Genomic DNA, 22871 nt, shown 5'->3' with positions numbered 1-22871 from the left:
ATGCGGGTTCTGCTCACCGGTCACCAGGGATACCTCGGCACCGTCATGGCGCCGATCTTGCGCGCCAACGCGCACGAGGTGGTCGGCCTCGACGCAGGCTTCTTCGCCGACTGTGTGCTGGGCGACCTGCCCGGTGATCCGCCGGGGCTGACCATGGATCTGCGCGACGTGACCGTCGAGGAGCTGCGCGGCTTCGACGCGGTCATCCATCTCGCCGCGCTGTCCAACGATCCGCTCGGCGCGCTGGCGCCCGAGATCACCTACGCCATCAATCATCACGCGTCGGTGCGGCTGGCTCGACTGGCCAAGGAGGCGGGCGTGCGGCGGTTCCTGTACGCCTCCACCTGCTCGGTCTACGGTGCCGCCGGCGCGGATCTGGTCACCGAGGACGCGCCGCTGCGTCCGATCACCCCGTACGCGGAGAGCAAGGTGCGGGTGGAGGACGACGTCGCCGTACTGGCCGACTCCGGCTTCTCCCCCGTATTCCTGCGCAACGCAACGGCTTTCGGCTTCTCGCCACGGTTACGGGCCGACATCGTGCTCAACAATCTGGTCGGGTACGCCACGCTGACGGGCGAGGTGAAGGTGCTCTCCGACGGCACGCCGTGGCGACCGCTGGTGCATGCCCGCGATATCGCGTGGGCGTTCGCCAACTGCCTCACCGCGCCGCCCGCGGCAATTCACTGCCGCGCCTTCAACATCGGCACCGAGGCCAACAACCTGACCGTCGCCGACATCGCCCGCGCGGTGGTGGAGGCGGTGCCGGGCTCCCGGCTGAACATCACCGGCGAGAGCGGCGCCGACCCGCGTTCCTATCGGGTCGACTTCTCGGCGGCCCGCTCCGCCATCGGTTTTCGCGCGCTGTGGACCGTGCAGGCCGGGGCGGACGAGCTGTTCCAGGAGTACACCGCGCGCGGCCTCACCTATGACGACTTCTTCCAGAAGTTCACCCGGTTGCCGCATCTGGAGCGGCTGCGCGACTCCGGGGTGCTCGATGAGTCGATGCGCCGGGTGCAGCCCGGAACCGCCCGTGTTCCGGCTACCTAGGCACCGGCCGTCGTCACAACGCCGCGAGCAGCTGCTGCCAGCTGCCCGCGGCGGCGTCACGTGCGGATACCAGCGTGACCGGCAGCGGCCAGGCGATGGCCAGGTCGGGATCGTGGTACGCGACGCCGATGTCCTCGGTGGGGTCGTGCGGGCGGTCGATGCGGTAGCAGACGTCGGCGGTGTCGCTGAGCGCCTGGAAGCCGTGCAGGAATCCGGGCGGCACATAGAGGTGCCGGAACGTCTCGTCGTCGAGCCGGAACGCCTGCTGGCGACCGAACGTCGGCGACTCACGTCGCAGGTCGACCAGCACGTCGTGCACCGCGCCGTGCGCGCAGCGGACCAGCTTCGCCTCACCGCGCCCGGTTCGCCCGTGCATGCCACGGACAACCCCGCCGACCGAACGGGATTGGGAATCCTGCTGGAACGTGGCCGACGCACCGGGGGTGCCGAGATAGGTGTCGAACTCCGCCGCGTCGAAGGTTCTGGTGAACAGGCCGCGGTCGTCGCGGAACGGTTCGGGTACCAGAACGAGGACGTCGGCAAGCTCGGTCTGCTCGATGCGCACCAAGCCATGGTGCCACGGGTGGGCGCCGCGTCGGCTCGCAACGAAGGGGCGCACCGTGGATCCGGTCGCTAGCGCGCGTCGCTGTCGAGGTTGCGGGAGCATCGATCTCAGCCCGGTGCTCGATCTCGGCATGGTCCCCGCCGCCGACTACTTTCCGCCCGCCACCTCCCCGGTCGGCCTCGCCGAGACGGCCCATCCGCTGCGGATGGACCGGTGCGCGCCCTGCGGCCTCGCGCAGCTGGCCGAGGACGACACCCGCGCCGAGGAGCCGCGCGGCATCGAACCGGCGGCGCTGCGCGATCAAGCCGCCGACGCGGTCGCCAGGGTCGCGAAAGCCGGTCTGCTGCAGGGCAAGACGGTGCGCGAGTTCGGCAGCCCGCACGGCGGCACCTGGGTGCCGCTGCTGACCGAGCGCGGGTTCGCCGCCACCGACGAAGTCGGCGACGTGGTGCTCGATTGCTTCGGCCTGATGCACGAGCCGGATCAGCGCGCGGCGGTCGCCGAGCGGGCCGCGGCGACAGCGCCGGACGGCCTGCTGTTGATCCAGTTCCATTCGCTGGCAACCATCGTCGCGGGCGGTCAGTGGAACGCGCTGCGGCACGGCCACTTCGCCTATTACTCGCTGTCCGCGCTGAGCCGTTTGCTGGCCGCCGCAGGCATGAGCATCACCACCGCGTGGCAGTTCGACCTGTACGGCGGCACCGTGCTCGTCGCCGCGCGGCACGGCACTCATCCGCTCGATGCCGCCGCACGCGAGATCCGTTCGCAGGAAACCGAATACACCGAGTACGCCGCCGTGCGCAGCCTGCAGCAGGCCGCGGACGGGCATGCCGAGGTGTTGCGCCGCTGGCTGACCAGGCATGCGGCACAGGGCGATCGGATCTTCGCGTACGGCGCGGCCTCTCGCGCGGTGGCGCTGTTCAGTCTGGCGGGCGTCGATCGCGGGTTGATCGCCGCCGTCGCCGACGCCTCGCCGGCCAAGCAGGGTCGCCGGATGCCGGGCACCGACGTGCCCATCATCGCGCCCGCCGAACTTGTCGCGGCCCGACCGGATCTCGTGCTGCTGACGCTGCCCGATCTGCTGCCGGAGGTCCGCGCCCGCTATCCGGAACTCGACGGTTGCTGGATTGTCGACGACCCGGCCGACTCGACCGTCAAGGGAGGATGAACTTGCCGCGCATTCGCTGTCCCCCAGCGCATTTGTTGCCCGTTTGCTCTATGCGCTTGACCTGACATGATTTCGTTTACCGAACACCTGTTGGCCCAGATGATCAATGAGGTTCTTCGCTCCCGCGTGCCGGGGAGCGGGCATCGAGCGAACTACCCCGCTCGGCCAGGTGTGTGTGCAGAGGGGACAACCTGATGAGGAATGACACGCAGCAATGCGGCCGAAGTGTCCGTATGTTCGCGATCGCCACGGCAGTGGCGTCGGGACTGGTCTTCGGAACCGGCACCGCGGGAGCGGTCGTCGACAGCAGTAGCCAGATCGTCGATCAGCAGGATCGGTCGATCGAGGCGATCCAGTCCGACACGAGAATCGATTTCGTGCCGCCGCTGGACGGAAACCCGTTCACTCGCGAGTGGTTTCACACCGGCGAGGCTTCGTACAAGGTCACCGGTCCGAGTGCGAGTGACTGGCGCGGGCACATCACCGTCGGCTATCAGGTCGGCTATCCGGCGACGCTGACCGGGCGGTTGAAGTTCGGCTACTCGACCCCGGATCTCGGGCTGGATCTCGGCGGCGACAGCGGCGCGCTGCTCAAGCTGAACGGGCTGATCCCGCGGGCGGGCATCGAGTTGGAGGTCGGCCTCGGCCCGGGCATCCAGACGGTCGAATTCGCGGGCGGCGACGTTTCCGGCACCGCGGGCTTCATCCGGATCGGCGGTTACCACGCCACGGTGACCGGCGTGATCGGGCAGACCACGATCCGGCCGTTCGTCAAGGTGGTCACCGGCAACGGCGACACCGTGTACACCTACGGGCGGCTCTGGACCATCTGAAGACCGGCCGACGCATCGGAGCCGCCCCGTCGCCGGGGCGGCTCCGATGTCTGTACGTCAGACCAGTAGGTCCGGCCGGTTCCGCACGGTCGCCACGGTGCGAACTCGCAAGCGGTACAGCGCCGCCCGCGCCAGCCGGGTATCGCCGGCCAGCACGTCGCCGCGGCTCACCAGGTGCGGGTAGTCGCCCGCGATACGGTGATGGAACCGGTACATGTCGGTCAACTTGCTCACCGTCGAGGTGCGACTGCACAGGTTGAACGACGAATTACGCCAGGCGGCAAGGGTTTCCGACATGCCGAAGAACACCCCGAAGGACGAGACCCTGGCGAACAGATCCACGTCCATCGGGAACACCAGGTCGCCGCGCAGCCCGCCGACCAGGTCGAAGTGCTTGCGGTAGAACATCGCCGCCGCGGTCGGCCCGAAATCGGCGGGCCCACGCCGCACGATCACCCTGGCCAGCGCCCGCGGGCTCTGCCTGCCGAGCAGTCCGGCCAGACCGAGCCCGCTTTCCAGCAGCCCGCCGTCCTCGTCGATCACCTCGAATCGGCTCGACGAGATGGCGATCGACGGGTCGCCGACCATCACCGCGAGCTGGGTGGCCAGCGCGTCCGGCCGCAGCACGTCGTCGGCGCAGACGACCTTGATCAGATCACCGGTGGACGCGGCGACCACCTTGTTCCAGTTGTCCCCGATCGGTAGCACGGTGTCGTTGCGCAGCACCCGGATTCGTGGATCGTCGATCGCGCGCGCGATGGCGCCCGTCTCGTCGGTGCTGGCGTTGTCCAGCACCACGAGTTCGAAGTCCACGTCCTGGTCCAGGACCGAGCGCAGCGTCGTGGCCAGTGTGCGTCCCGAGTTGTAGGCGGGAACGCAAATCGACAGTCGTGTCATGACCTATCCCCCTAGCTGATGGGCCGGGCGGACCGGTCCGCTTTCCACCAGCCGGAAGACCCGTTCGAGCCCGGCCCGGCTGGCTTCGATCTGTTCGATAGCCTTCTGTTGCAACGCTTCTCGCACGACCGGCGCCTCGGTCCAGGACTCGCGCACGGCTTCGGTGAGGGTCTTGTCCAGTTCCGGGTCGTTGAGGTGCACGATCCGCAGTCCGGTGCCGAACATCTGTAACAATCCGTGGAACTTGTCGTCGTAGTACTCCGAGGCGGTGATGCCGACCGCCGGAATCCCTTGGGAGAGTGCGAACACCGCGAGATGGTAGGCGCTGGTGACCAGCACCCGGCAGCCCGCGACCTGACGGGCGACATCGTGCGGCGTGCCGCCCCGGCCGACGGCGGGCCGAGCGCTTGTCGCGCCCGCGAGTAGCGGCAGTGTCGAAAGGCGATCCTCGGAGGCGTATTCGGAGATGATCAGTGGCACCACGCCGGCGTCGAACTCACCGGCGCAGGCGCGGACCACCCGGCCCAGCGTCGCCTGCGCGGACGCGGTGACGCGCGAGTAGTCAGCCACCCGTAGGCACAGCCCGATATCCGAGCCGATTGTGGCCTGGCGCAGGCGATAACCGAATTCGACGGCGTCGTCACCGGTGACCAGCACCCGTTCCGGCGCGACGCCGAACCGCGACAACAGTTCTGGGCCGCGCCGTCCTTCGCGCAACGCCAGGAAGTCCACGCCCGGCAGCACCTCGGCGGCGCGGCGCGCCAGGGCCGGGTCACGCAGCGGGCCGAGGCCCTGGCCGACCAGTGCCGTCGGGATGCCGCGCGACCGTGCGTGTTCGAGCAGGTTCAGCGTGCGGTGCGCTTGGTAGCGGTCGACATCGGTCATGTACCCACCGCCGAGCGCGAGCACCAACGACGCCTGCTCGACGGCGGCCGGGATCTCGACCGGGAATTCGGTCTGCTCCGGCGTCGTGACGTGTTCGGTGATGCCGGGTCCGGCGGATCGTCGCCGGGCCGCGGAGCGTAGTGCGCGCAGCCGGTCCTTCGGTCCGTCGGTGGCGGCCCGCCAGCGTAGCGCCGCCGGACCCACCAATCTCGTTCCGGCAGAACGACTCAACCGTCCGGACCAGCCGTCACGGCCCCAGCTCCAGTCGGGTCCGCAGAGCGGCTCCGCCTCGGGCAGCAGCGCCTGCAGAATGCCGGGTTGATGCGTGAGCACCCCGATCCTGGCGCGCGGCCAACGTGCCCGCAGCCGTTCGACCGTTACGGCCATCATCGCGATATCGCCGCGGTTACGCAGCCAATACTCGCCGTTTTCGACGAGCACCCTGATGTCGCCTTCTGCGACATCGGCGTGCTCGGCCTCGGAACCTACGGTCCCCACTGTCCATACCCTCCCGCCAGTCCCCCCGCGGGTCGGTCCGTGCCGAGCACGAACTCGTTGTGAAATCTACCCCACGCTATGCATCGCGGCTACCGCACGAAGAGTTACCCCGACAGCTCCGAGCAACTTACTCCGTTGCGCGCGAAGATACTTCGTGCCGACCGGATTGTTTGGTTATCCGCCCGGTGTACAGGGCGCCGAGCGATGCACCGGCGAATGCCGTGCAATAGTCGACGAGTTCGGCCATCGGCACATCCAACCGCCCGCCCTGTTTCTCGACCAGAACGCGCTCGAGCATGCCGACGACCGACAGTGCGTAGATATCTACTAGTTCGACGGGTGGTTGTGTCTCGGGTCGCGCGTCGGTGGCGGTCGCGGCGACCAACCGGGCGAATCGCCACAGCGCCTCCCGCATGCGGTGTTCCGCGCCGGCCCCGGTGGGTTCGACGAACACGATCCGCAGTTGGCGTGGATCCTCGGCCAGCGCCGTGAGGAACGTGCCGATCCCCGCGCGCAGCTTGCGGGTCCCCTCGGCCCGCTGCGCGTCCACCGCAACGGCCACCTCCGCGAACAGCTCGTCGATGACCTTGTCGAACACGGCGGCGAACAATTCCTTGGTGCCGCCGAACGATTCGTAGAAGTACCGGTCGGTCAGCCCGGCCGCGCCGCACAGGTCCTTGACCCCGGTCGCCGCGTAGCCCCGCGTCCCGAACAGTTCCAGGCCGGCCGCCAGCAGCTTGCTCCGCCGCGCCGCGACCCGATCCGCCGCACCGACCCCGCCGTAGGGCCGCACCGGTCGTCGCTTGGCATCACCGCTCATCGCTGGTCCCTGCTCGTCATCCTCGCATTGTCTCCCATCGCGAGCGGCTATCTGCTAAATATGACTATCAGGATAGTCAGAAATGTGAACGGGGTCGTGCATGACAGCTCAATATCGGGACAGCGCGGTCAGCAGGCGATCGGTGCTGCGTGGCGCGGCGGGTTTGGCCGGTGCCGCCGGTTTGGCGGCGACCGCGGGCCCGGCGGCGGCACAGGTGACACGCAGGCGAAACGGCCCGCCTCGCAACACGGTTGCGGTGCTCGGCGCGGGCATCGGCGGACTCACCGCGGCTCACGAGCTCGCCGAGCGCGGCTTCGAGGTGACCGTGTTCGATCGCAAGGAGTTGGGCGGCAAGTCGCGCACCATCCCGCTGCCCGGTACCGGCCGCGACGGGCGGGCACCGCTACCCGGTGAGCACGGCGCGCGCGGCTTCACCTCGTTCTATCACCACGTGCACGACACCATGCGCCGCATCCCACTGCCGGGTTCCCGGAATACGGTGCACGACAACCTGATTCCGTTCTCGGTCAACGACCCGCGGTATCCGCGCGCCAACAATCTGCCGGACGGCTTCCCGCTCATGTTCGGGTTCTACTTCGACCCGCGCCAGGCGCTCACGCCGGAAGGGTTGCAGCGCATCCTGATCGAGGGGTTCGTCAAGAACAACCTCATCCCGCTGCCCGAGGCGATCCACATGGCCGGACGGGTCGTCACCTATCTGACCTCCAGCGAGGACCGCCGCTTCGGCCAGTGGGAGCACGTCAGCTGGTGGGACTTCGTCGGTGCCGCGACCCGGTCGCCGCAGTTCCAGGCCCTCGCGGCAACGGGTTTGACGCGCGCGCTGGTCGCCGCGAAGGAGTACGTCGCCAGCACCAGGACCATGGGCAACATGATGGAGGGCTTCTTCCTCGCCCTGCTGCAGGAGCTCACCGGCGGACCCAAGGTCTACGAGGTGCTCAACGGCCCGACCAACGAGGCCTGGCTGGATCCGTGGCTCACCATGCTGCGCGACATGGGTGTTCAGTTCCAGCCCGGTCATGCGCTCGACGGCTTCGAAGTGGCGGGCGATCAGATCGGCGGCGCCCGAATTCGTCAGCCCAACGGCTCGACTCAGTTGCACCAAGCCGACTGGTACGTCTGCGCGGTGCCGACGGATCGCGCACGGAGGCTCTGGTCGCCCGAAATCCGCGGTCTCGATCCAGGACTCGCGCGGATGGACGAACTCACCGTCGACTGGATGAGCGGCCTGCAGATGTTCGTCACCGAAAAGCTGGAACTCGGCGCGGGTTACAACATCTACCTCGACGCACCGTGGCGGCTGACGTCCTACTCGCAGCGCGCGTTCTGGGACGTCGACTACGCGGCGACGTACGGTGACGGCACCATCAACGACGGCCTCACCATCGACATCTCCGACTGGGACACCCCGGGCATCCTGTTCGGCAAGACCGCCAAACACTGCACCCACGAGGAGATCTACCAGGAGACCTGGGCACAGCTGGCCGCCGCGCTCAACGACGACGGCAAGATCCAGCTGCAGGACGGCATCGTCAAGGACTGGCTGCTCGACCCAGGCATCAGCTGGCAAAACGGCCAGAACCAGAGCGACGAACCGTTGCTGATCAACACCATCGGCTCGTGGGCGGCCCGGCCCACCGCGCACACCAAGATCCCGAATCTGTTCCTCGCCGCCGACTACGTGCAGACCAACTTCGACCTGGCCACCATGGAGGGCGCGAACGAGGCCGGCCGCACCGCTGTCAACGCGCTGCTCGACGCCGCGGGCTCCCCCGCCGCGCGGGTCCAGCTGTTCACCCGCGAGTCGATTCCCGCGTTCGAACCGCTGCGCCAGATGGACGCCGCGCGCTTCCGGGCCGGGCAGCCGAATCTGTTCGATCTGGGGTGACCCATCGGTAGCTCGTCGACTGCCCGACCAGAAAGGCCCCCGTCCCCTAGACTTTTGCGGGAGAGGCGAGTTCACCGATAGCGGCTCGTCCGCCATCACCGCCAGTAGGGGGCATGGGTGACGGGTAGTACCGAGACGGTTCGGGTCCACATGACGGGATCCGAATGGTTCGCGTCCGCGCCCGGTGGGCTCAATCGCTACTTCACCGAGCTCTTCCAGGCGCTCGCCAAGCAACCCGGCGCCGCGGTGTCCGCCGCCGCGTTCGGCGCCGACTCCCCCGCGGCCGCCGGAGCCCAATCATGGGGCGGCTTAGGCGGTTCCACGCTGCGGCGAGCACGAACCGCGTTCCTCGATCGCGCCGAATTGCACCGCGACACCGTGCTCGACCGGCACTTCTGCCTCTACGGTCCGGCCGCCATCGCCCGGCGCGGGCGCCTACCACTCGTCATCCATTTCCACGGACCGTGGGCCGCCGAGAGCCGGCTCAGCGGACAGAGCGAAACGGCGGTGCGCGCGAAGTATCTGCTCGAACGCCTCCGATATTCAGGCGCGGACCGATTCGTGGTGTTGTCCAACCACTTTCGCGACGTACTACATACCGACTACCGGGTTTCCTTGGATCGTATCGCGGTCATCCCGCCGGGGGTCGACCTGGATCGCTTCCACGCGTCCCCAGTTCGTGCGGAGTCGGGCGTCCGAACCGTGCTGTGTGTGCGCAGGCTCGAACGCCGGATGGGCATCGATACGCTGCTACGCGCTTGGCCCGAGGTGCGCGCCGAGCACCCGACGGCCCGTCTGGTGATCGTCGGTACCGGCACGGCTGGGGACGAATTACGCTCCGCGGCAAGATCACTCGGTGATACCGTCGAATTCGCCGGGCACGTCGACGACGAGCGCCTCACCGGCCTCTACGAACAGGCGGAGCTGACCGTCGTGCCGACCACCGCCCTCGAAGGATTCGGACTGATCGCGCTCGAATCGCTGGCCGCGGGCCGCCCGCCCATCGTCACCGACTGCGGCGGCCTCCCGGATTCGGTCCGCGGACTGGACCCGTCGCTCATCGTGCCCGCCGGGGACGCCGACGCGCTCGGCGCGCGCATCGTCGCCGCGCTGCACGGCACCGTGCCGACACCGGCGCAGTGCCGGGCGCACGCGGAAACATTCTCCTGGGATGTCACAGCGGAGCGGCATCTCACGATGTACCGGGCAGTCAGGCAATGAGCAGGGCCCTGTTTCTCGCGCACACCGCGGCGCCGTCCGGCGCCGAGCTGGCCACGCTGCGGCTGGTGTCGGCCTTGCGCGACCAGGGACGGCTAGGTGTCGCCATGGTCTACACGGAGGACGGCCCGATGGTCGAGCGGATGCGCGCACGCGGTGTCGAAACCCGGGTGCTGCGCGGCCGATTCGACAGCCGGGCGATGACCATCGACTCGGGTCCGCTGCGGCTGGTCACCGGGTTTCTCCGGCTGCTGCGGCTCGGCTGGTCCCTCGGGGCCACCGCTGGGGAGCTCGGCGCAGATGTTCTCGTGGCGGAGAGCAGTAAGGCGCTGGTGATGGGCGCGGTCGCCGCCCGCCGCGCTCGCGTTCCGCTGGTCTGGCAGGTGCACGACCGCATCTCGGCGGACTACTTCGGCCGACTCCCCACCCTTGTATTGCAGCTACTCGGCCGGCTCTTCAGCCGCGGCTACCTCGCCAACAGCCGAACCACCCTGCGCACCTTGCCGATCGGACGCCGACCCGCGCTCGTCGCTTATCCCGGTGTCGAACTCGGCACCGACCTGCCGCGTCCCGACCAGCGCCCGCCCGCCGACACCGTGGTCGCCGTGGTCGGCCGGTTGTCCCCGTGGAAGGGCCAGGATGTGCTGCTCCGCGCGCTCGCGGCCACGAAAACGCGGCCACGCCAGGTGTTTCTGATCGGTGGCACGTTCTTCGACGAAGAGCCCTATCGCGCCGAACTCGAACGCCTCGCCGAGGAGCTGGGCTTGCCGGTCACCTTCACCGGACATGTCGACGATCCTGCCGAATACCTGCGCGACACCGACATTCTGGTGCACAGCTCGGTGCTGCCCGAGCCGTTCGGCCAGGTCGTGGTGGAAGGCATGCACGCGGGCTGCGCCGTGATCGCCTCGGTGCCAGGCGGTCCCGCCGAGATCATCGAGCCGGGCGTCGACGGCCTGCTCGTCGACGGCGGCGACGAACACCAACTCACCGGCGCACTCGACACCCTGATCGGCGACCCGGCACTGCGCAGCAGGCTGGCCATGGCGGCCCGCCTGCGCGCCAAGGACTTCGACATCACCGAAACGGCGCGCACGGTCGCCGCCTTTCTCGACGACATTGCACAACGCAACGACGCTGCGGGCACACCACATTCACCGGAGAGAGCCCCGCATGGCTGACGACACAGCCCCGAACACCCCCGTCCAGCCACCAGCGCCCGCCGGCACTCATCGCCGAAATACCCAGCACCGCATCGGATTTCTCGGCATCATCCGCGATATCGGTTACGTCAGCTTCGGCAAGTACGGACAGTACGTCGTCACGATAGTGACCGTGCCGCTGACGGCCAGGGTGCTCGGCACGCACGGTCTCGGCCTGCTCGCGATCGGTATGTCGGCCTACTTCATCGGCTCGCTGCTCGTCGATCTCGGCATCACCTCGTATCTGGCCGCTCGGGTGCACGACGCCAGCCTGGGCGGGGACCGCCTCCGCCACATCAACCAGTTGCGCGGCGACTACCTGGCCATCCGCGCGAGCTCCCTCGGCATCCTCGGGTCCGCGCTGCTGCTCAGCTACGCATTCGGCGCACCGGACCATCTGGAGATGATCCTGCTCGGCCTGTTCGCGGGTGGTTTCTGGTCGGCCTCCGAAGACTGGCTGCTCATCGGCCAGGGCCGCTTCGGCGCCTCCACCGCCTACCAGGGCGTCGGCCGAATCGGGTACCTCGTCCTGTTGGTCGCGGTGCTGCCGCGAATGCCCAACGCCCAGGTAGCTGTGCTGTGCCTGCTGGTGTCGTCCATTCCCACCGTCGTGCTGACCTGGTGGGATTCGCTGCGCACCTTCGGGCCGCCGACGCGGCCGCGCGGCATGCGGACCGTCTTACGAAACGGCGCACCGGTTTTCATCTCCCGGCTACTGGTGACGACGTACGGGCAGGGTGCGGCAGCGGTCTACTCGGCGGTACTCGACGCCGTCTCGCTCGGTCTGTACTCGGCAGGCGATCGCCTGGTCCGTGCCATCCAATCCACCCTGGACCCCATAGGTTTCGCGCTACTACCGCGCATGGCGCGCAAGAGCGCTGACGACAACTTCTGGCGGCACGCGTTACAGGCGCTGTTCGCCTGCGTCTGCGTCGCGACGGTCGCGGCCGCCGGGGTATGGCTGACCGCGCCCCTGCTGATCCACCTGGTGTTCGGCGACGACTTCGCCGCCGCGATCGGGCTACTGCGAGTGGAGATCTTCGTGCTACCCGCGACGGCGATCACCTCGTTCGTCACCACCGCCGTGCTGCCGGTGCGCCAGGACACCACCGGTGTGCTGATCGGTGCGGTGCTCGGTACCTGCGTGGCCGCCGTGGCGCTGGTCATCGCGTTTCGCACGCACTCGGTGTGGACGCTGGTCTACGGCACCGTTGTCGTCGAATTCACCGTCGCCTCTTGGTATCTGCTCAGAATTCGCACGTTGATCAACCGCGAGCGAGTAACGCCGTCCCCGAGTCCCGCGATTGTGCTGATGCGGGAGGAGGGCGGATCATGAAAATTCTCTATCTGGGCGACGATTGGGTCGGCAGCAATGCCCACTCGCTCGCCGACGGCTTTCGGCAGGCCGGGCACGACGTGGCGGTCATCGACACGACTCGAGTCACCTTGCCCTCCAGGCTGTCTCCGCCATGGGTCTATTCGAAGCTCGCACGGCGCCGTGCACCATGGAACGTCGCCGGGCTGCATGCCGAAATCGACCGCGCCGCTACCGAATTCCGGCCGGACATGGTGTTCGCGTTCAAAGGAATCCACCTCGACCAGCGCAGGCTGCTCGATATCCCCGCCCGATGGCACGTGCACTACAGCCCCGACGATGTCGCCAACCCCGAGAACACCAGCGCGGAATACCTTGCGCACGAATCGGAATGGGACCACATCGTCACCACCAAACGGCACAACGTCGCCGAGTTGCGCGATCGTGGCGCCCGCGCGGTCACCTTCGTGCGCAGCGCCTACGACCCGGCCTGGCATCATCCCACCGCGCGGCGCGGAACCCGGCAGTTCCTGGTCGGCTTCATCGGCGTGTGCCGCCCGGACCGGCGGGCCGACCTGATCGGGCTCGCCCGCACGCACGGCTCCCGCATGCTGGTGCGCGGGCCGGGCTGGCGTCGAGTGCCCGAATTGCGTTCCACCGGAGCCGAAGTCGGCGGTGCGGTATACGGCGAGCGGTATTCGGAGGTGGTGGCCGGTGTGACCGCCAATCTGGTGCTGCTCAACTCCGACAACCGCGATACCCACACCTGCCGCACCTTCGAAGTGCCCGCAGCGGGCGGCCTTTTCGTCGGCGAACGCACCGACGAGCACGCCGAGCTGCTGCAGGACACCAGCGAATGTTTCCTGTTCTCCGACGCCGATGAGCTGTACGCCGTCCTCGACTGGTGCGCGGCCCATCCCGACAAGGCCGCCGCCGTGGCCGAAGCCGGATATCAACGCATCCTCGCGGGCAACCATCGCTACGTGGACCGGGCGCGGGAGATCATCCATGACATCACCTGAGCCTCGAGCATGACCGCCACCACCGAGGTGCTGCTGATCGCCCTCGCGCTCGCCACCATCGCGGTGGCGGCCAGCACCATTCCCGGCGTCGCCCGGGTGTTCCTCATCGCGCAGGCGGCGTTCTGGTCGCTGTCGTATGTGGCGCGACCCGTGGTACTGCTGTGGGTGCAGCCGGAACCGCGCTTCGGCGACAATGTGCCGGACCCGCGGCTGGCCCAGCTCGGCTACGACCACGGCATCGCGCTGGTGCTCCAGCACATCGTCTTCGGGCTCTGGGTCTACGCGGGATTCGTGGTCGCCTACTCCTTTTGGGCGCGACGGCATCCGCGGGTCGAGCTGCCATCGCTGACCAACGACCCGGATTTCGTGCCGACACTGGTCGCGATGTACGGCGTCGGCCTGCTCGGCCGGGCCGCGTCCTACGCCTCCGGCTCCATCGGCAGCGCGGGCGATGTGGAGAGCGCCAATCCGATCCTGGCCTTCGTCGCCATCCTGTCCACCATCGCCGCCCTCGGCTTGATCATCTTCTACCGGTCCGAACGCACGCTGATGACCTGGCTGGTCCTCGGCGGGTTGCTGCTCGGCGAGCTGGCCTGGACCGCGATCGTCGAATCGAAGACGCCGATCATCGGCGCGGCGATGGCCATCGCGGTCCGTTTCGCCATCCTCGGCTGGACCAAGCGCAAGGCGGTCTCCGTCGCGGCCATCGCGGTGCTCGGCATCGGCGGGTTCGGCTGGCTGCAGTCACTGAAACAGACCCAGTACGCGAAAGCGGAATCGGCGCTGACGGATTCCAGCTATCCGCCGATCGTGCAGCCGTTCCTCAGCATCCTGCGGCGGTTCGATCTGCTCGAGGCCGCGACCGACGCCTATTACCACCAGCCCGGCTTCTGGCTGACCCCCGCCCAGGCGCTGCAACACGCCGTATACAGCCTCATTCCCAGCCAACTGCTCGGCACCACCAAGTTCCAATCCGGCACCGAGTGGGCCAATGAAGTGCGCGGCTCCTCGGTCGATATGACCAAGGTGTCGGTATCGCTGGCCGAGGGCAATCTCAACGAGGGCTTTGTGCTCGGCGGCTATCCGGGTGTGGTCGTCTGCGCCGCGTTCACCTTCCTGCTGTTGCTGGCCTGGGCCAAAGCGCTGTATTCGCGCTTCTTCCCGGTCGTGGTGCTCGGGCTCGCGATGACCGGCGCCTCCGCGCTGTTCGAACGCGGAATCCTCGGCAGCATGGAGAATCTCGGCAAATTCCTGCAGGCCGCCGTGCTCGCCTGGCTCATCTCGCTGCTGGTACGCGAGTACCGGCGGCGCACTCGAGCCGAACCACTGTCCGCCGCAAGGACCTCTCCTGCGGAACCTGTATTCGTCGGGGCATCCACCATCGAAAAGAGAGAATCCCCATGGGATTGATCGACTACTGGCATATCGCGCGCCGCCGCTGGGTCATTATCGTCGCGGTGGTGTTCTTGTGCCTGGGCGCATCGGCCGGATATCTGAGCACCCTGCCGACCACCTATGTCGCCTCGAGCAGCATGTACGTGTCGATGGCGACCGGAACCTCGGTCAACGACTCCTACCAGGGTGGGCTCGCCGCCCAGCAGCGCGTCCGCTCCTACCTGGACCTGGCCACCAGCGCCACCGTCGCCAAGCGCGTCATCGACGACCTCGGCCTGAAGATGTCGGTCGGCGAGGTGCAGGGCAAGATCAAGGCGTTCTCCCCGCCCGCGACCACGAACATCATCCTCACCGTCCAATCCTCGACCGCTGAGGGCGCACGCGACCTGGCCAACTCGGTCACCGCCCAATTCCGCAGGCTCGTAGACGAATTGGAGACCATCGAGCGCGACGCGGCGCCGGCCGCGCGGATCACCGTGGTGGACCGCGCCGAGCTGCCCGCCGGGCCGAGCGGGCCGCAGTCGAAACGTATTCTGGCCCTTGGCCTGCTGGCCGGACTCGCGCTCGGCTGCGCGGGCGCCTTCGTCCGCGACCGCACCGACCGGACGTTGCGCACCTCCAACAACCTGGAAGCCATTCTGCCGGTGCCGATCCTGGGCATCATCGACGCGGGCCGTCCCGGCGCGCCGGGCGAGACCCGCAGGCTCCGCACCCGGCTACTGCGCGAAGGCGAGGCAGGCAGCATCCTGCTGACCAGTCTTTCCCCGCGCTCGGAGTCCGAAGTGGCTGTCGCACTGGCGAAATCGTTCGCCGACATGGGGAGCAAGGTGGTGCTCATCGACGCCGACACCTCGGGTCACGGGAGCTCGCGCGCGGTGGCGAACACGGGCGTCGGTCTGGCGGCCGTGCTGCAGGGCGCCGCACCGGTGCACGAGGCGTTGACCGCGTGGCCGGACACCGGCGTCACCGTGCTTGCGCTCGGCGAGCCCGATGACACGACGCCCGATCTGCTCGCCTCGGATCGGTTCGCGGCCATCGTCGCGAAATTGACCACCGACTACGACCACGTGGTGGTGCAGGCCGCGCCGATCGCGCACGCCGCCGACGCCATCGCCGTCGCGCCGCTGTGCGACCAGACCATCGCCGTTGTACTGCTGGGCGAGACCACCGCGCCGCAATTGCGCGGCGCCCTGGCCACATTCGGCGACAACAAGCTGACCGGCGCGGTAGCGTACAGCAAGCCGGGCAACCGGCTGCAGCGACTTACCGGGAGGCTGCGGCGATGACCAACGAAGCGGTCGGTCGGCGGCGAATGCTCGTCGCGGCGCTCGGTGCGGCGGGTGCTGTGCCGGCGCTCGCGGCCTGCGGCACCGACTCAGCGGTACAGCCCAGCATCGAATTTCGTTCGCCACACGTCACCGACGCTCCGGCGGCGCGCAACGTCCGTGACTTCGGCGCGATCGGCGACGGTATCGCCGACGACACGGCGGCGATCGCCGCTGCGGCCGCGGTGCCCGGTGGCGCCCCGCTGGTGATGTACCTACCCGCGGGGCACTACAACGTGACGGCATGGCCGGACCTCGGCGACTACGCCACGGTGCTCGGCGACGGCGGTGACGTCAGCGTGGTGAACTGCATGGTCGATACCACCCTCGTCGCCCTGCGCAAGCGCAGCCGGGTGCGGTTCGCCCGCCTCGGCTTCTACCTGGCCGGGCCGAAGGCGACGGCGGTCCTGTTGTCCGAATGCTTCCGCTGCTCCTTCGATTCGGTGGTGATCCGCGGCAACCACATCGCCGAAAACCATCCGCGCTTTCTCGAGCAGCGCGGCGTGGTGCTGGAGGGCAACACCGGCGGCACCGCGTTCCTCAACTGCGACATCAACAATTTCGGGTACGGCATCGTCACCTCCTGCATCCAGAACTACGTCACCTCGTCCAAGCTCACCAGCAACTACATCGGGGTGCTCGGCACCGGCAACGACCACAACGCCGGATTGGCGCTCACCAACGTCGAATTCGTGTCCGACGCCGACCCGAAGACCACCGACAAGCACATCCTCATCGACGGCGCGGCGAACGACTGGTGGCTCACCAACGTCTGGTTCGAGGGCGCCGATATCGCGCTGTCGATCGGCCGGGCCGACCGCGGCGGGCCCGCGCAGTTCGGCATGATCAACTGCAAGGTCGCCGCGCGCACGGTCGGCGTGGACATGATCTACTGTCGTCAGCCGTATCTCGCCAATGTCCAGTTCGACAAGGATCTCGACAAGGCGCCGATCGAGCTACGGATCGATCCGGCGAACTGTCCCGAGGGCACCGCGGTGAACCTGATCTCCACCGCGGCAGACGATCTCAATCCGGCACTGTTCCCGCCACGCTGGCATGTGCTCGGTCGCACCAGCACGCACGCGCCTCAGTTCACCGGGACCATCGTCGCCAAGGCCGGGCGCGGCGACGGCGACGTGTTCCAGGCGCAGTCGGCCGACGGCGCGCTGCGCTCGGCCGTGCTGGCCAGCGGCACTTGGCTTTCCGAGCAGACCGAGGGCGGAGTCGTGCTCAAAGACGCATCCGGGACATACTGGCGGCTGTCCGTCTCCACCGAGGGCGCGCTCAAGACGATGTCGCTGGGCAAGACTCGACCGCGCGAGTAGGCGCCATGTCGACCAGTCCGAAATCGTTGGCGCGCATCAGTCTCGGTCCCGTGTCGCTGCACGGCAACGCCGTCGTGCTGCGCCAGGCACGGATAGCGGATTACCCACACTGGCGTCGTATTCGACTGCGGGACCGGCGTTATATCGAGCCGTTCTGGTACAGTTCGACGCTCGACTGGCCGGCGCGACATTGCGGAACACATTGGGTCCGTGAGTGTTTGACCGCTCGCGCCGAGGCGCGGTCGGGCCGTCGACTGTCCACGGTGATCGAGGTCGACGGCCGGTTCGCCGGTCAGGTCGAGCTCGGCTCGATCGACACCGCCACCGGCGCTGCGGAACTGGGCATCTGGGTGGACGCCGAGGTGGCCCGGCACGGGATCGGCGGCATCGCGGCGGCGCTGCTGCTGGACTACGCCCTCGACCAGATCGGCCTGGAGCGGATCACCGCGCCGATCTCGCCCGAGAATGTCGCCGCCGCGCACGGTGCCGCCGAGCTCGGGTTCCAGCGAGAAGCCTTGATGGGCCGCTACTTCGACGTGGGCGGTTCGCGCCGCGACCACGAGTTGTGGTCGGTCACCAGGGCCGATGCGCCGGCGAACGGGTTCGTCGGCTCGTGGCTCGACCGCTACGACGCCCGTCCGCCGCAGCCCCCCGCCGACGACGTGTCCGGCGGTTCGTTCCCCAGGAGCGCGGTGCTCGCCGCGGCCGCGCGCTTCTACGCGGGGCGGGTACTGCATCTGCTCGATCCGCTGCAGGCCGCCCGGCCCGTCCGGCTCGCCGATCCGGAACACCAGGGGATGGTCATCCGAAGTCGGCGACTGTCGGACTGGGGGCAGTGGCGTGCTGCCCGGTTGCGCAGTCGGGCCGCGCTGGCGCCGGATTCGCTGGTCGCCGACGACGGGTGGGCACGGCAGCACAGCCGACTGCGGTGGCTGCGCCAATTCCTCGGTGCCCGTCCAGGTTTGCGTGCGCGGAGCGGGCTGGTGCTGGCGATCGAGGTCGATGGCGCCTACGTCGGCGAGGCCAGGTTGTTCGACCTCGACATGTTCGACCGCAATGCGCGCATGTTCGTCTGGACCGAGCCGAGTCACGGCGACGACGTCCGGACGGCGGCCACCCGGCTGCTGCTCACCTATGCCTTCGGTCCGCTCGGCCTGTGCCGGGTCTCGACGGCGGTCGAGCCTGCGGACAGCCATTCCGCCGATATCGCCGCGCGGGTCGGCATGACCCGCGAGGGGCGCATGCGCTGCTATGTCGGCGCCACCGGTCACCGTGGCGACCACGACCTGTGGGCCGTCACCATCGGCCCGGTGGTCGAACCGGACGTGGAATCCTCGGCTCCGTCCGCGAGACCGACCATCGGCCCCGATCACTCATGAGAGCGCGAGATGGCGGGATCACCGGATGACCTATGGCGGAACGACTTCCGCTGAAACAGCACAAAAGCGACAGGGTGTATATCAAACGACTGACAGGCGACACTGTTGCGCGGACAAGCCGATCCCGCAGACGTACAGTAATGCGCAGAACCGGTGCGCGCAGGGAGGATTCGCGCAGGCCGTCTGCCGTGCGTGTGCGACCCGACTCTTCAGGAGCCCGACCATGGAGTCTATTTCCGCGGATCCGGCGGCACCCCGCCGCTTCACCCGCAGCAACGAACTACAGGCCCGGCTGCACGATCTGGTCCCGGGCGGCGCACACACCTACGCCAGGGGCGCGGACCAGTATCCCGAATTCATGGCGCCGATCCTGGTGCGCGGCAGCGGCTGCCGGGTCTGGGACGCCGACGGCAACGGCTACATCGAGTACGGCATGGGCCTGCGTTCGGTCACCCTCGGCCACGGCTACCGGCCGGTGCTCGACGCGGTGCACCGCGCCATCGCCGACGGCGTCAGCTTCAGCCGCCCGACCGAGCTGGAACTGCTTGCCGCGCAAGACTTCCTGTCTCTGGTGCCGGGTGCCGACATGGTGAAGTTCGCCAAGAACGGCTCCGACGCCACCACCGCCGCGGTCCGGCTGGCCAGGGCCGCCACCGGCCGCACCGCCATCGCCGTCTGCGATCAACCGTTCTTCTCGGTGGACGACTGGTTCATCGGCACCACCGCGATGGACAGCGGCATCCCCGCCGAAACCTCGGCGGGCACCGTGCGATTCCGCTACAACGATCTGCCCTCGCTTGCCGCCGTGCTGGATTCCGGCGCGGTGGCCGCAGTCGTCATGGAGGCAGCCACCGCGCTGTCCGAACCGGAACCCGGCTTCCTGGCGGGTGTTCGAGACCTGTGCGACCGCTACGGCGCGTTGCTCGTCTTCGACGAGATGATCACCGGCTTCCGCTGGTCGGCGGGCGGCGCACAGGCGGTGTACGGCGTGCGGCCCGATCTGTCCTGCTGGGGCAAGGCCATGGGCAACGGTTTCCCGCTGTCCGCGCTCGCCGGTAAACGCGAGTTCATGGAGCTCGGTGGTCTGCGTACCGATCAGGACCGGGTCTTCCTGCTGTCCACCACACACGGCCCGGAATCGGGATCATTGGCTGCTTTTCGCGCGGTCGTGCACGAGTACCGCACCGGCGAACCCATCGCCAAGATGGAGCACGCGGGTCGCCGCCTCGCGGACGGAGTCAACGCGGTGGCCGCCGAGCTCGGCATCGCCGACTATCTCCAGGTGCTCGGGCGACCGTCCTGCCTGATCTTCGTCACCCGCGACCCCAACGGTCAGCCCTCTCAGGAATTCCGAACCCTCTTCCTACAGGAACTGCTGCACCGCGGGGTGCTCGGTCAATCCTTCGTCACCTCGGCCGCGCACACCGACGCCGATATCGATGAGACGATCGCGGCCTGCCGGGAGGCAGCCGCCGTCTACCGCAAGGCGATCGAGCAGGGCAGCGTCGACGGTCTGCTCGAGGGCCGCCCGGTCGCCCCTGCCATCCGCCGCCGCGCGGCACCGCGCCAGATCTCGCCGGTGCACGAATGACGCAGCCGCGCATCGCCATCGTGCACGAGCGGTTCACCGAATTCGGCGGTTCCGAAGCGGTGGTCGGTGAACTCTCCGAAACCTGGCCTGGCACCGACGTTTTCGCGCCCATCGTCGATCCGGCCGGTGTACGCCCGCCACTGACCACGGTCCACGACACCTGGCTCAGCCGCGCCTACGCCGCCACCGGCCGCCGCTCACACGCGCCGCTGCTGCCCTTCGTCCCCCGCGCGCTGCGCCGCCTCCCGCTCGGAAGTCGTTACGACGCGGTCGTTGTCAGCCATCACGCCTTCGCCACCCAGGCCGCGTTCGCCACCGACGCTCCCGTCATCGCCTACGTGCACAGCCCCGCACGATGGGCCTGGGACAAGGACTTCCGCGCCCAGGAGGCGGGCGGCCGCGCGGGCCAACTCGCACTCGCTACCCTCGGCCGACTGGCTCGCAGCGGCGAATTACGCGCCGCCCCAAAGCTTTCCCACGTCGTCGCGAACTCTCGTGCCGTCGCCGCCCGCGTCAACGACTGGTGGGGACTACCCGCGACCGTCACCTATCCCCCGGTCCAGATCGACCGCTTCACCCCCGACGCCTCCATCCCCCGCGACGACTTCTTCCTCTTCGCAGGCAGACTCGTCCCCTACAAGCGCCCCGACTTGGCCATCCGCGCCGCCCAGCGCGCAGGCTGCCGCCTCGTCATCCTCGGCGACGGCCGCTTCCGCACCCACCTCGAAACCCTCGCAGGCCCGGAAACCACCTTCCTCGGTGCAACCTCGCACGAGGTCCTACTGGACACCTACCGCCGCTGCCGAGCCCTGCTCATGCCCGGCGTAGAAGACTTCGGCATCGTCCCGGTAGAGGCGATGGCCTGCGGCACACCAATTCTCGCCGTAAACCAGGGCGGCGCCCTCGACACCGTCTCCCCCGGCAACACCGGCGAACACATCCCGCACGGCCCCGACGAGGCCGTCGTCGACCACCTCGCCAAAGCAATGCTCACCTTCGACCCCACGGCCTACAATCCCGCAACCATCCGCACCCACGCCGAGACGTTCTCCCCCACCGCCTTCCGCTCCCAAATGGCCGCCACCGTCGCCCAGTTCCTGCGCTGACTCGCGCAACTCGGGAATACCGTCAGTCGCTCGGTGGTTGCGGGCGAAGGTCGAGTGATCGCCGTGAGTGAGGAGGCAGCAGTATGTCGCAGGCTGGAGTCGATACCGTCGCCGAGCGGGCCGACGCATCGGGTGATGCCGGGGATCTTCGTGGGCGCACGGTTGTGCTGATCGGCGGCGGCTCGGGCATCGGGTTGCGGGTCGCACATCGAGTGGTAACGGCAGGTGGCCGAGTTGTGTTGGGCGGAAGGACCGCAGCGCGGTTGGCGGGGGCGGCGGCGGAACTGGGGGATGCGGCCAGTTGGCGGACGGTGGATACCAGGGATAGTGCGTCGCTCGCTGACTTCTTCGACGGTATCGAGCGCGTAGATCATCTCTTCACCACGGCGGCGTCCTATCAGGTCGGGCCGATGCGGGAGCTGAGTGCGGCCGAGGCTGCGTCGCCGTTCGAGTCGAAGTTCTGGGGTCAATACCACGCCGTCCGTTCAGCGGCGCCGAAGTTGGCCGCGGATGGATCGGTGGTGTTGATGTCGGGTGCCGCTTCGGCGCGGCCCGCCGGACTCGCCCCGGCGTATATCGCCTGCAATGCCGCTATCGAAGGGCTCGGGCGTGGGCTCGCGGTGGAACTCGCGCCGGTCCGGGTCAACGTCGTTTCGCCGGGCACTGTCGACGGCCACCTGTGGGCGAACCGCCCGGACACCGCTCGTGCGGCCGCGTTCGAGCAGTATCGCCGCGAGACCCTGCTCGGCCGACCGGCCACCGAAGACGAGATCGCGCACGCTGTGGTCTATCTCTTCACCAGCACCTTCACCACCGGGTCCACCCTCTACCCCGATGGCGGTTACACCCTCCGCTGAGTAGCACCGGGCGAAACACGTTGCGGTACAACGTCAGCCGCGCCCGGTGCGCGGCTCAGGCCGAGCAGGTGGGGGCGGGCGGCTTCGGCGCGTTCCAATCGTCGGCGGCGATCCAGCGGAACACGGCGAGCCTTCGGTCGATGAAGCGTTGCAGGCCCTGGGTGGTGCCACAGTCCTGGAGCAGGTTTCCCTGCTTGTAGTACTTGGTGATCAACTCTTTGAGTTTCTCGTTATAGGCGTCCTCCTTTTCACACATTGCCTTCCGTGTGTCCGGGACGAAGGCCGGATTCTGAAACAGTTCGGCGCGGGTTTCGCTGTGCACGGGTTTGTCGAAGATGGCGGGTGAGAGCTCCAACCAATCGCCGACCTCTTGATACCAGCGGTCGTCGTGGTCTTTACCGTCGCAAATCTGCTGTTCGACCTCCGGCGCGACGCCGAACAGCGAACCAGCGGCGTGAGCTGGCGATCCGGGCAGCGCCAACGTGGTAGCGAGCGCGCACGTCACCAACCAGATTTT

At 68.2% G+C, this 22871-nt stretch carries 20 protein-coding genes; 15 read left to right on the top strand and 5 right to left on the bottom strand.

The features are described 5' to 3' along the window. Complete coding sequence (locus ABZ942_RS30670) at nt 1-1047, top strand: SDR family oxidoreductase (RefSeq protein WP_357388071.1); 1047 nt, start codon at nt 1-3, stop codon at nt 1045-1047. Between the two features lie 13 nt (nt 1048-1060). Here the strand turns inward: ABZ942_RS30670 and rfbC are convergent, their stop codons facing one another. Next, nucleotides 1061-1612: a dTDP-4-dehydrorhamnose 3,5-epimerase gene (rfbC, locus tag ABZ942_RS30665; RefSeq protein ID WP_357388069.1), complete on the bottom strand. Its 552-nt coding sequence runs from the start codon at nt 1610-1612 to the stop codon at nt 1061-1063. Between the two features lie 55 nt (nt 1613-1667). Here rfbC and ABZ942_RS30660 point away from each other — a divergent pair, with 55 nt between their 5' ends. Next, entirely contained in the window at nt 1668-2780 is a 1113-nt protein-coding gene (locus ABZ942_RS30660) for a methyltransferase domain-containing protein (RefSeq protein ID WP_357388067.1), read from the top strand. Nucleotides 2781-3013: 233 nt separating this feature from the next. Continuing rightward, nucleotides 3014-3613, top strand: a complete 600-nt coding sequence (locus ABZ942_RS30655) for an MspA family porin (protein ID WP_357388065.1) — start codon at nt 3014-3016, stop codon at nt 3611-3613. Between the two features lie 57 nt (nt 3614-3670). Here the strand turns inward: ABZ942_RS30655 and ABZ942_RS30650 are convergent, their stop codons facing one another. The 3 genes from ABZ942_RS30650 to ABZ942_RS30640 all read right to left on the bottom strand — a co-directional run bounded on the left by ABZ942_RS30650 (nt 3671) and on the right by ABZ942_RS30640 (nt 6713). Then, the gene (locus ABZ942_RS30650) at nt 3671-4510 is read right to left on the bottom strand and encodes a glycosyltransferase family 2 protein (RefSeq protein WP_357388063.1); all 840 of its coding nucleotides are present in this window, start codon (nt 4508-4510) and stop codon (nt 3671-3673) included. A gap of 3 nt (nt 4511-4513) precedes the next feature. Beyond that, complete coding sequence (locus ABZ942_RS30645; RefSeq protein WP_357388061.1) at nt 4514-5893, bottom strand: polysaccharide pyruvyl transferase family protein; 1380 nt, start codon at nt 5891-5893, stop codon at nt 4514-4516. Nucleotides 5894-6020: 127 nt separating this feature from the next. Then, nucleotides 6021-6713 carry a TetR/AcrR family transcriptional regulator gene (locus ABZ942_RS30640; RefSeq protein WP_357388059.1) on the bottom strand — a complete coding sequence of 231 codons (693 nt, stop codon included), beginning with the start codon at nt 6711-6713 and terminating at the stop codon, nt 6021-6023. Nucleotides 6714-6813: 100 nt separating this feature from the next. Between ABZ942_RS30640 and ABZ942_RS30635 the strand changes: the two genes are divergently transcribed. From ABZ942_RS30635 to ABZ942_RS30580, 12 genes are all read left to right on the top strand, one after another. Further along, complete coding sequence (locus tag ABZ942_RS30635; protein WP_357388057.1) at nt 6814-8619, top strand: FAD-dependent oxidoreductase; 1806 nt, start codon at nt 6814-6816, stop codon at nt 8617-8619. A gap of 150 nt (nt 8620-8769) precedes the next feature. After that, a complete protein-coding gene (locus tag ABZ942_RS30630; RefSeq protein ID WP_357388984.1) occupies nt 8770-9840 on the top strand; it encodes a glycosyltransferase family 4 protein in 1071 nt (356 codons plus the stop codon). Next, entirely contained in the window at nt 9837-11018 is a 1182-nt protein-coding gene (locus ABZ942_RS30625) for a glycosyltransferase (RefSeq protein ID WP_357388055.1), read from the top strand. The genes ABZ942_RS30630 and ABZ942_RS30625 overlap by 4 nt, the downstream gene beginning before the upstream one ends. Continuing rightward, the gene (locus ABZ942_RS30620; protein ID WP_357388053.1) at nt 11011-12375 is read left to right on the top strand and encodes an oligosaccharide flippase family protein; all 1365 of its coding nucleotides are present in this window, start codon (nt 11011-11013) and stop codon (nt 12373-12375) included. Before ABZ942_RS30625 ends, ABZ942_RS30620 begins: the two co-directional genes overlap by 8 nt. Continuing rightward, complete coding sequence (locus tag ABZ942_RS30615; RefSeq protein WP_357388051.1) at nt 12372-13376, top strand: glycosyltransferase; 1005 nt, start codon at nt 12372-12374, stop codon at nt 13374-13376. Before ABZ942_RS30620 ends, ABZ942_RS30615 begins: the two co-directional genes overlap by 4 nt. Nucleotides 13377-13385: 9 nt before the next feature. Next, complete coding sequence (locus tag ABZ942_RS30610) at nt 13386-14786, top strand: hypothetical protein (protein WP_357388049.1); 1401 nt, start codon at nt 13386-13388, stop codon at nt 14784-14786. Beyond that, nucleotides 14777-16057: a protein tyrosine kinase gene (locus ABZ942_RS30605; protein WP_357388047.1), complete on the top strand. Its 1281-nt coding sequence runs from the start codon at nt 14777-14779 to the stop codon at nt 16055-16057. Before ABZ942_RS30610 ends, ABZ942_RS30605 begins: the two co-directional genes overlap by 10 nt. Beyond that, nucleotides 16054-17421: a glycosyl hydrolase family 28-related protein gene (locus ABZ942_RS30600; protein WP_357388045.1), complete on the top strand. Its 1368-nt coding sequence runs from the start codon at nt 16054-16056 to the stop codon at nt 17419-17421. The genes ABZ942_RS30605 and ABZ942_RS30600 overlap by 4 nt, the downstream gene beginning before the upstream one ends. A gap of 5 nt (nt 17422-17426) precedes the next feature. Continuing rightward, nucleotides 17427-18800: a GNAT family protein gene (locus ABZ942_RS30595; protein ID WP_357388043.1), complete on the top strand. Its 1374-nt coding sequence runs from the start codon at nt 17427-17429 to the stop codon at nt 18798-18800. A 223-nt stretch (nt 18801-19023) separates the two neighbouring features. Continuing rightward, nucleotides 19024-20391, top strand: coding sequence for a glutamate-1-semialdehyde 2,1-aminomutase (locus tag ABZ942_RS30590; RefSeq protein WP_357388041.1), 1368 nt, complete (start codon nt 19024-19026; stop codon nt 20389-20391). Beyond that, nucleotides 20388-21497, top strand: a complete 1110-nt coding sequence (locus tag ABZ942_RS30585; protein WP_357388039.1) for a glycosyltransferase — start codon at nt 20388-20390, stop codon at nt 21495-21497. The genes ABZ942_RS30590 and ABZ942_RS30585 overlap by 4 nt, the downstream gene beginning before the upstream one ends. 83 nt (nt 21498-21580) lie before the next feature. Continuing rightward, complete coding sequence (locus ABZ942_RS30580; protein WP_357388037.1) at nt 21581-22354, top strand: SDR family oxidoreductase; 774 nt, start codon at nt 21581-21583, stop codon at nt 22352-22354. A 55-nt stretch (nt 22355-22409) separates the two neighbouring features. On the opposite strand, the gene ABZ942_RS30575 is transcribed toward ABZ942_RS30580, so the two are convergent. Then, nucleotides 22410-22835, bottom strand: a complete 426-nt coding sequence (locus tag ABZ942_RS30575) for a hypothetical protein (RefSeq protein ID WP_357388035.1) — start codon at nt 22833-22835, stop codon at nt 22410-22412. Nucleotides 22836-22871: the final 36 nt, after the last annotated feature.

The sequence above is a fragment of the Nocardia sp. NPDC046473 genome (genome assembly GCF_040645995.1).
Taxonomy (GTDB): domain Bacteria; phylum Actinomycetota; class Actinomycetes; order Mycobacteriales; family Mycobacteriaceae; genus Nocardia.
Note: the sequence above shows the minus strand (reverse complement) of the source record. Positions and strands in the feature narration are given on the sequence as shown.

What these genes read in the sequence shown, in the direction of transcription:
- ABZ942_RS30610 (WP_357388049.1), top strand. Translation starts at nt 13,386, where the DNA reads ATGACCGCCACCACCGAGGTGCTGCTGATCGCCCTCGCGCTCGCCACC.
- ABZ942_RS30670 (WP_357388071.1), top strand. Translation starts at nt 1, where the DNA reads ATGCGGGTTCTGCTCACCGGTCACCAGGGATACCTCGGCACCGTCATG.
- ABZ942_RS30650 (WP_357388063.1), bottom strand. Translation starts at nt 4,510, where the DNA reads ATGACACGACTGTCGATTTGCGTTCCCGCCTACAACTCGGGACGCACA.
- ABZ942_RS30590 (WP_357388041.1), top strand. Translation starts at nt 19,024, where the DNA reads ATGGAGTCTATTTCCGCGGATCCGGCGGCACCCCGCCGCTTCACCCGC.
- ABZ942_RS30630 (WP_357388984.1), top strand. Translation starts at nt 8,770, where the DNA reads ATGACGGGATCCGAATGGTTCGCGTCCGCGCCCGGTGGGCTCAATCGC.
- ABZ942_RS30635 (WP_357388057.1), top strand. Translation starts at nt 6,814, where the DNA reads ATGACAGCTCAATATCGGGACAGCGCGGTCAGCAGGCGATCGGTGCTG.
- ABZ942_RS30585 (WP_357388039.1), top strand. Translation starts at nt 20,388, where the DNA reads ATGACGCAGCCGCGCATCGCCATCGTGCACGAGCGGTTCACCGAATTC.
- ABZ942_RS30605 (WP_357388047.1), top strand. Translation starts at nt 14,777, where the DNA reads ATGGGATTGATCGACTACTGGCATATCGCGCGCCGCCGCTGGGTCATT.
- ABZ942_RS30615 (WP_357388051.1), top strand. Translation starts at nt 12,372, where the DNA reads ATGAAAATTCTCTATCTGGGCGACGATTGGGTCGGCAGCAATGCCCAC.
- ABZ942_RS30620 (WP_357388053.1), top strand. Translation starts at nt 11,011, where the DNA reads ATGGCTGACGACACAGCCCCGAACACCCCCGTCCAGCCACCAGCGCCC.
- ABZ942_RS30625 (WP_357388055.1), top strand. Translation starts at nt 9,837, where the DNA reads ATGAGCAGGGCCCTGTTTCTCGCGCACACCGCGGCGCCGTCCGGCGCC.
- ABZ942_RS30640 (WP_357388059.1), bottom strand. Translation starts at nt 6,713, where the DNA reads ATGAGCGGTGATGCCAAGCGACGACCGGTGCGGCCCTACGGCGGGGTC.
- ABZ942_RS30595 (WP_357388043.1), top strand. Translation starts at nt 17,427, where the DNA reads ATGTCGACCAGTCCGAAATCGTTGGCGCGCATCAGTCTCGGTCCCGTG.
- ABZ942_RS30580 (WP_357388037.1), top strand. Translation starts at nt 21,581, where the DNA reads ATGTCGCAGGCTGGAGTCGATACCGTCGCCGAGCGGGCCGACGCATCG.
- ABZ942_RS30600 (WP_357388045.1), top strand. Translation starts at nt 16,054, where the DNA reads ATGACCAACGAAGCGGTCGGTCGGCGGCGAATGCTCGTCGCGGCGCTC.
- ABZ942_RS30655 (WP_357388065.1), top strand. Translation starts at nt 3,014, where the DNA reads ATGTTCGCGATCGCCACGGCAGTGGCGTCGGGACTGGTCTTCGGAACC.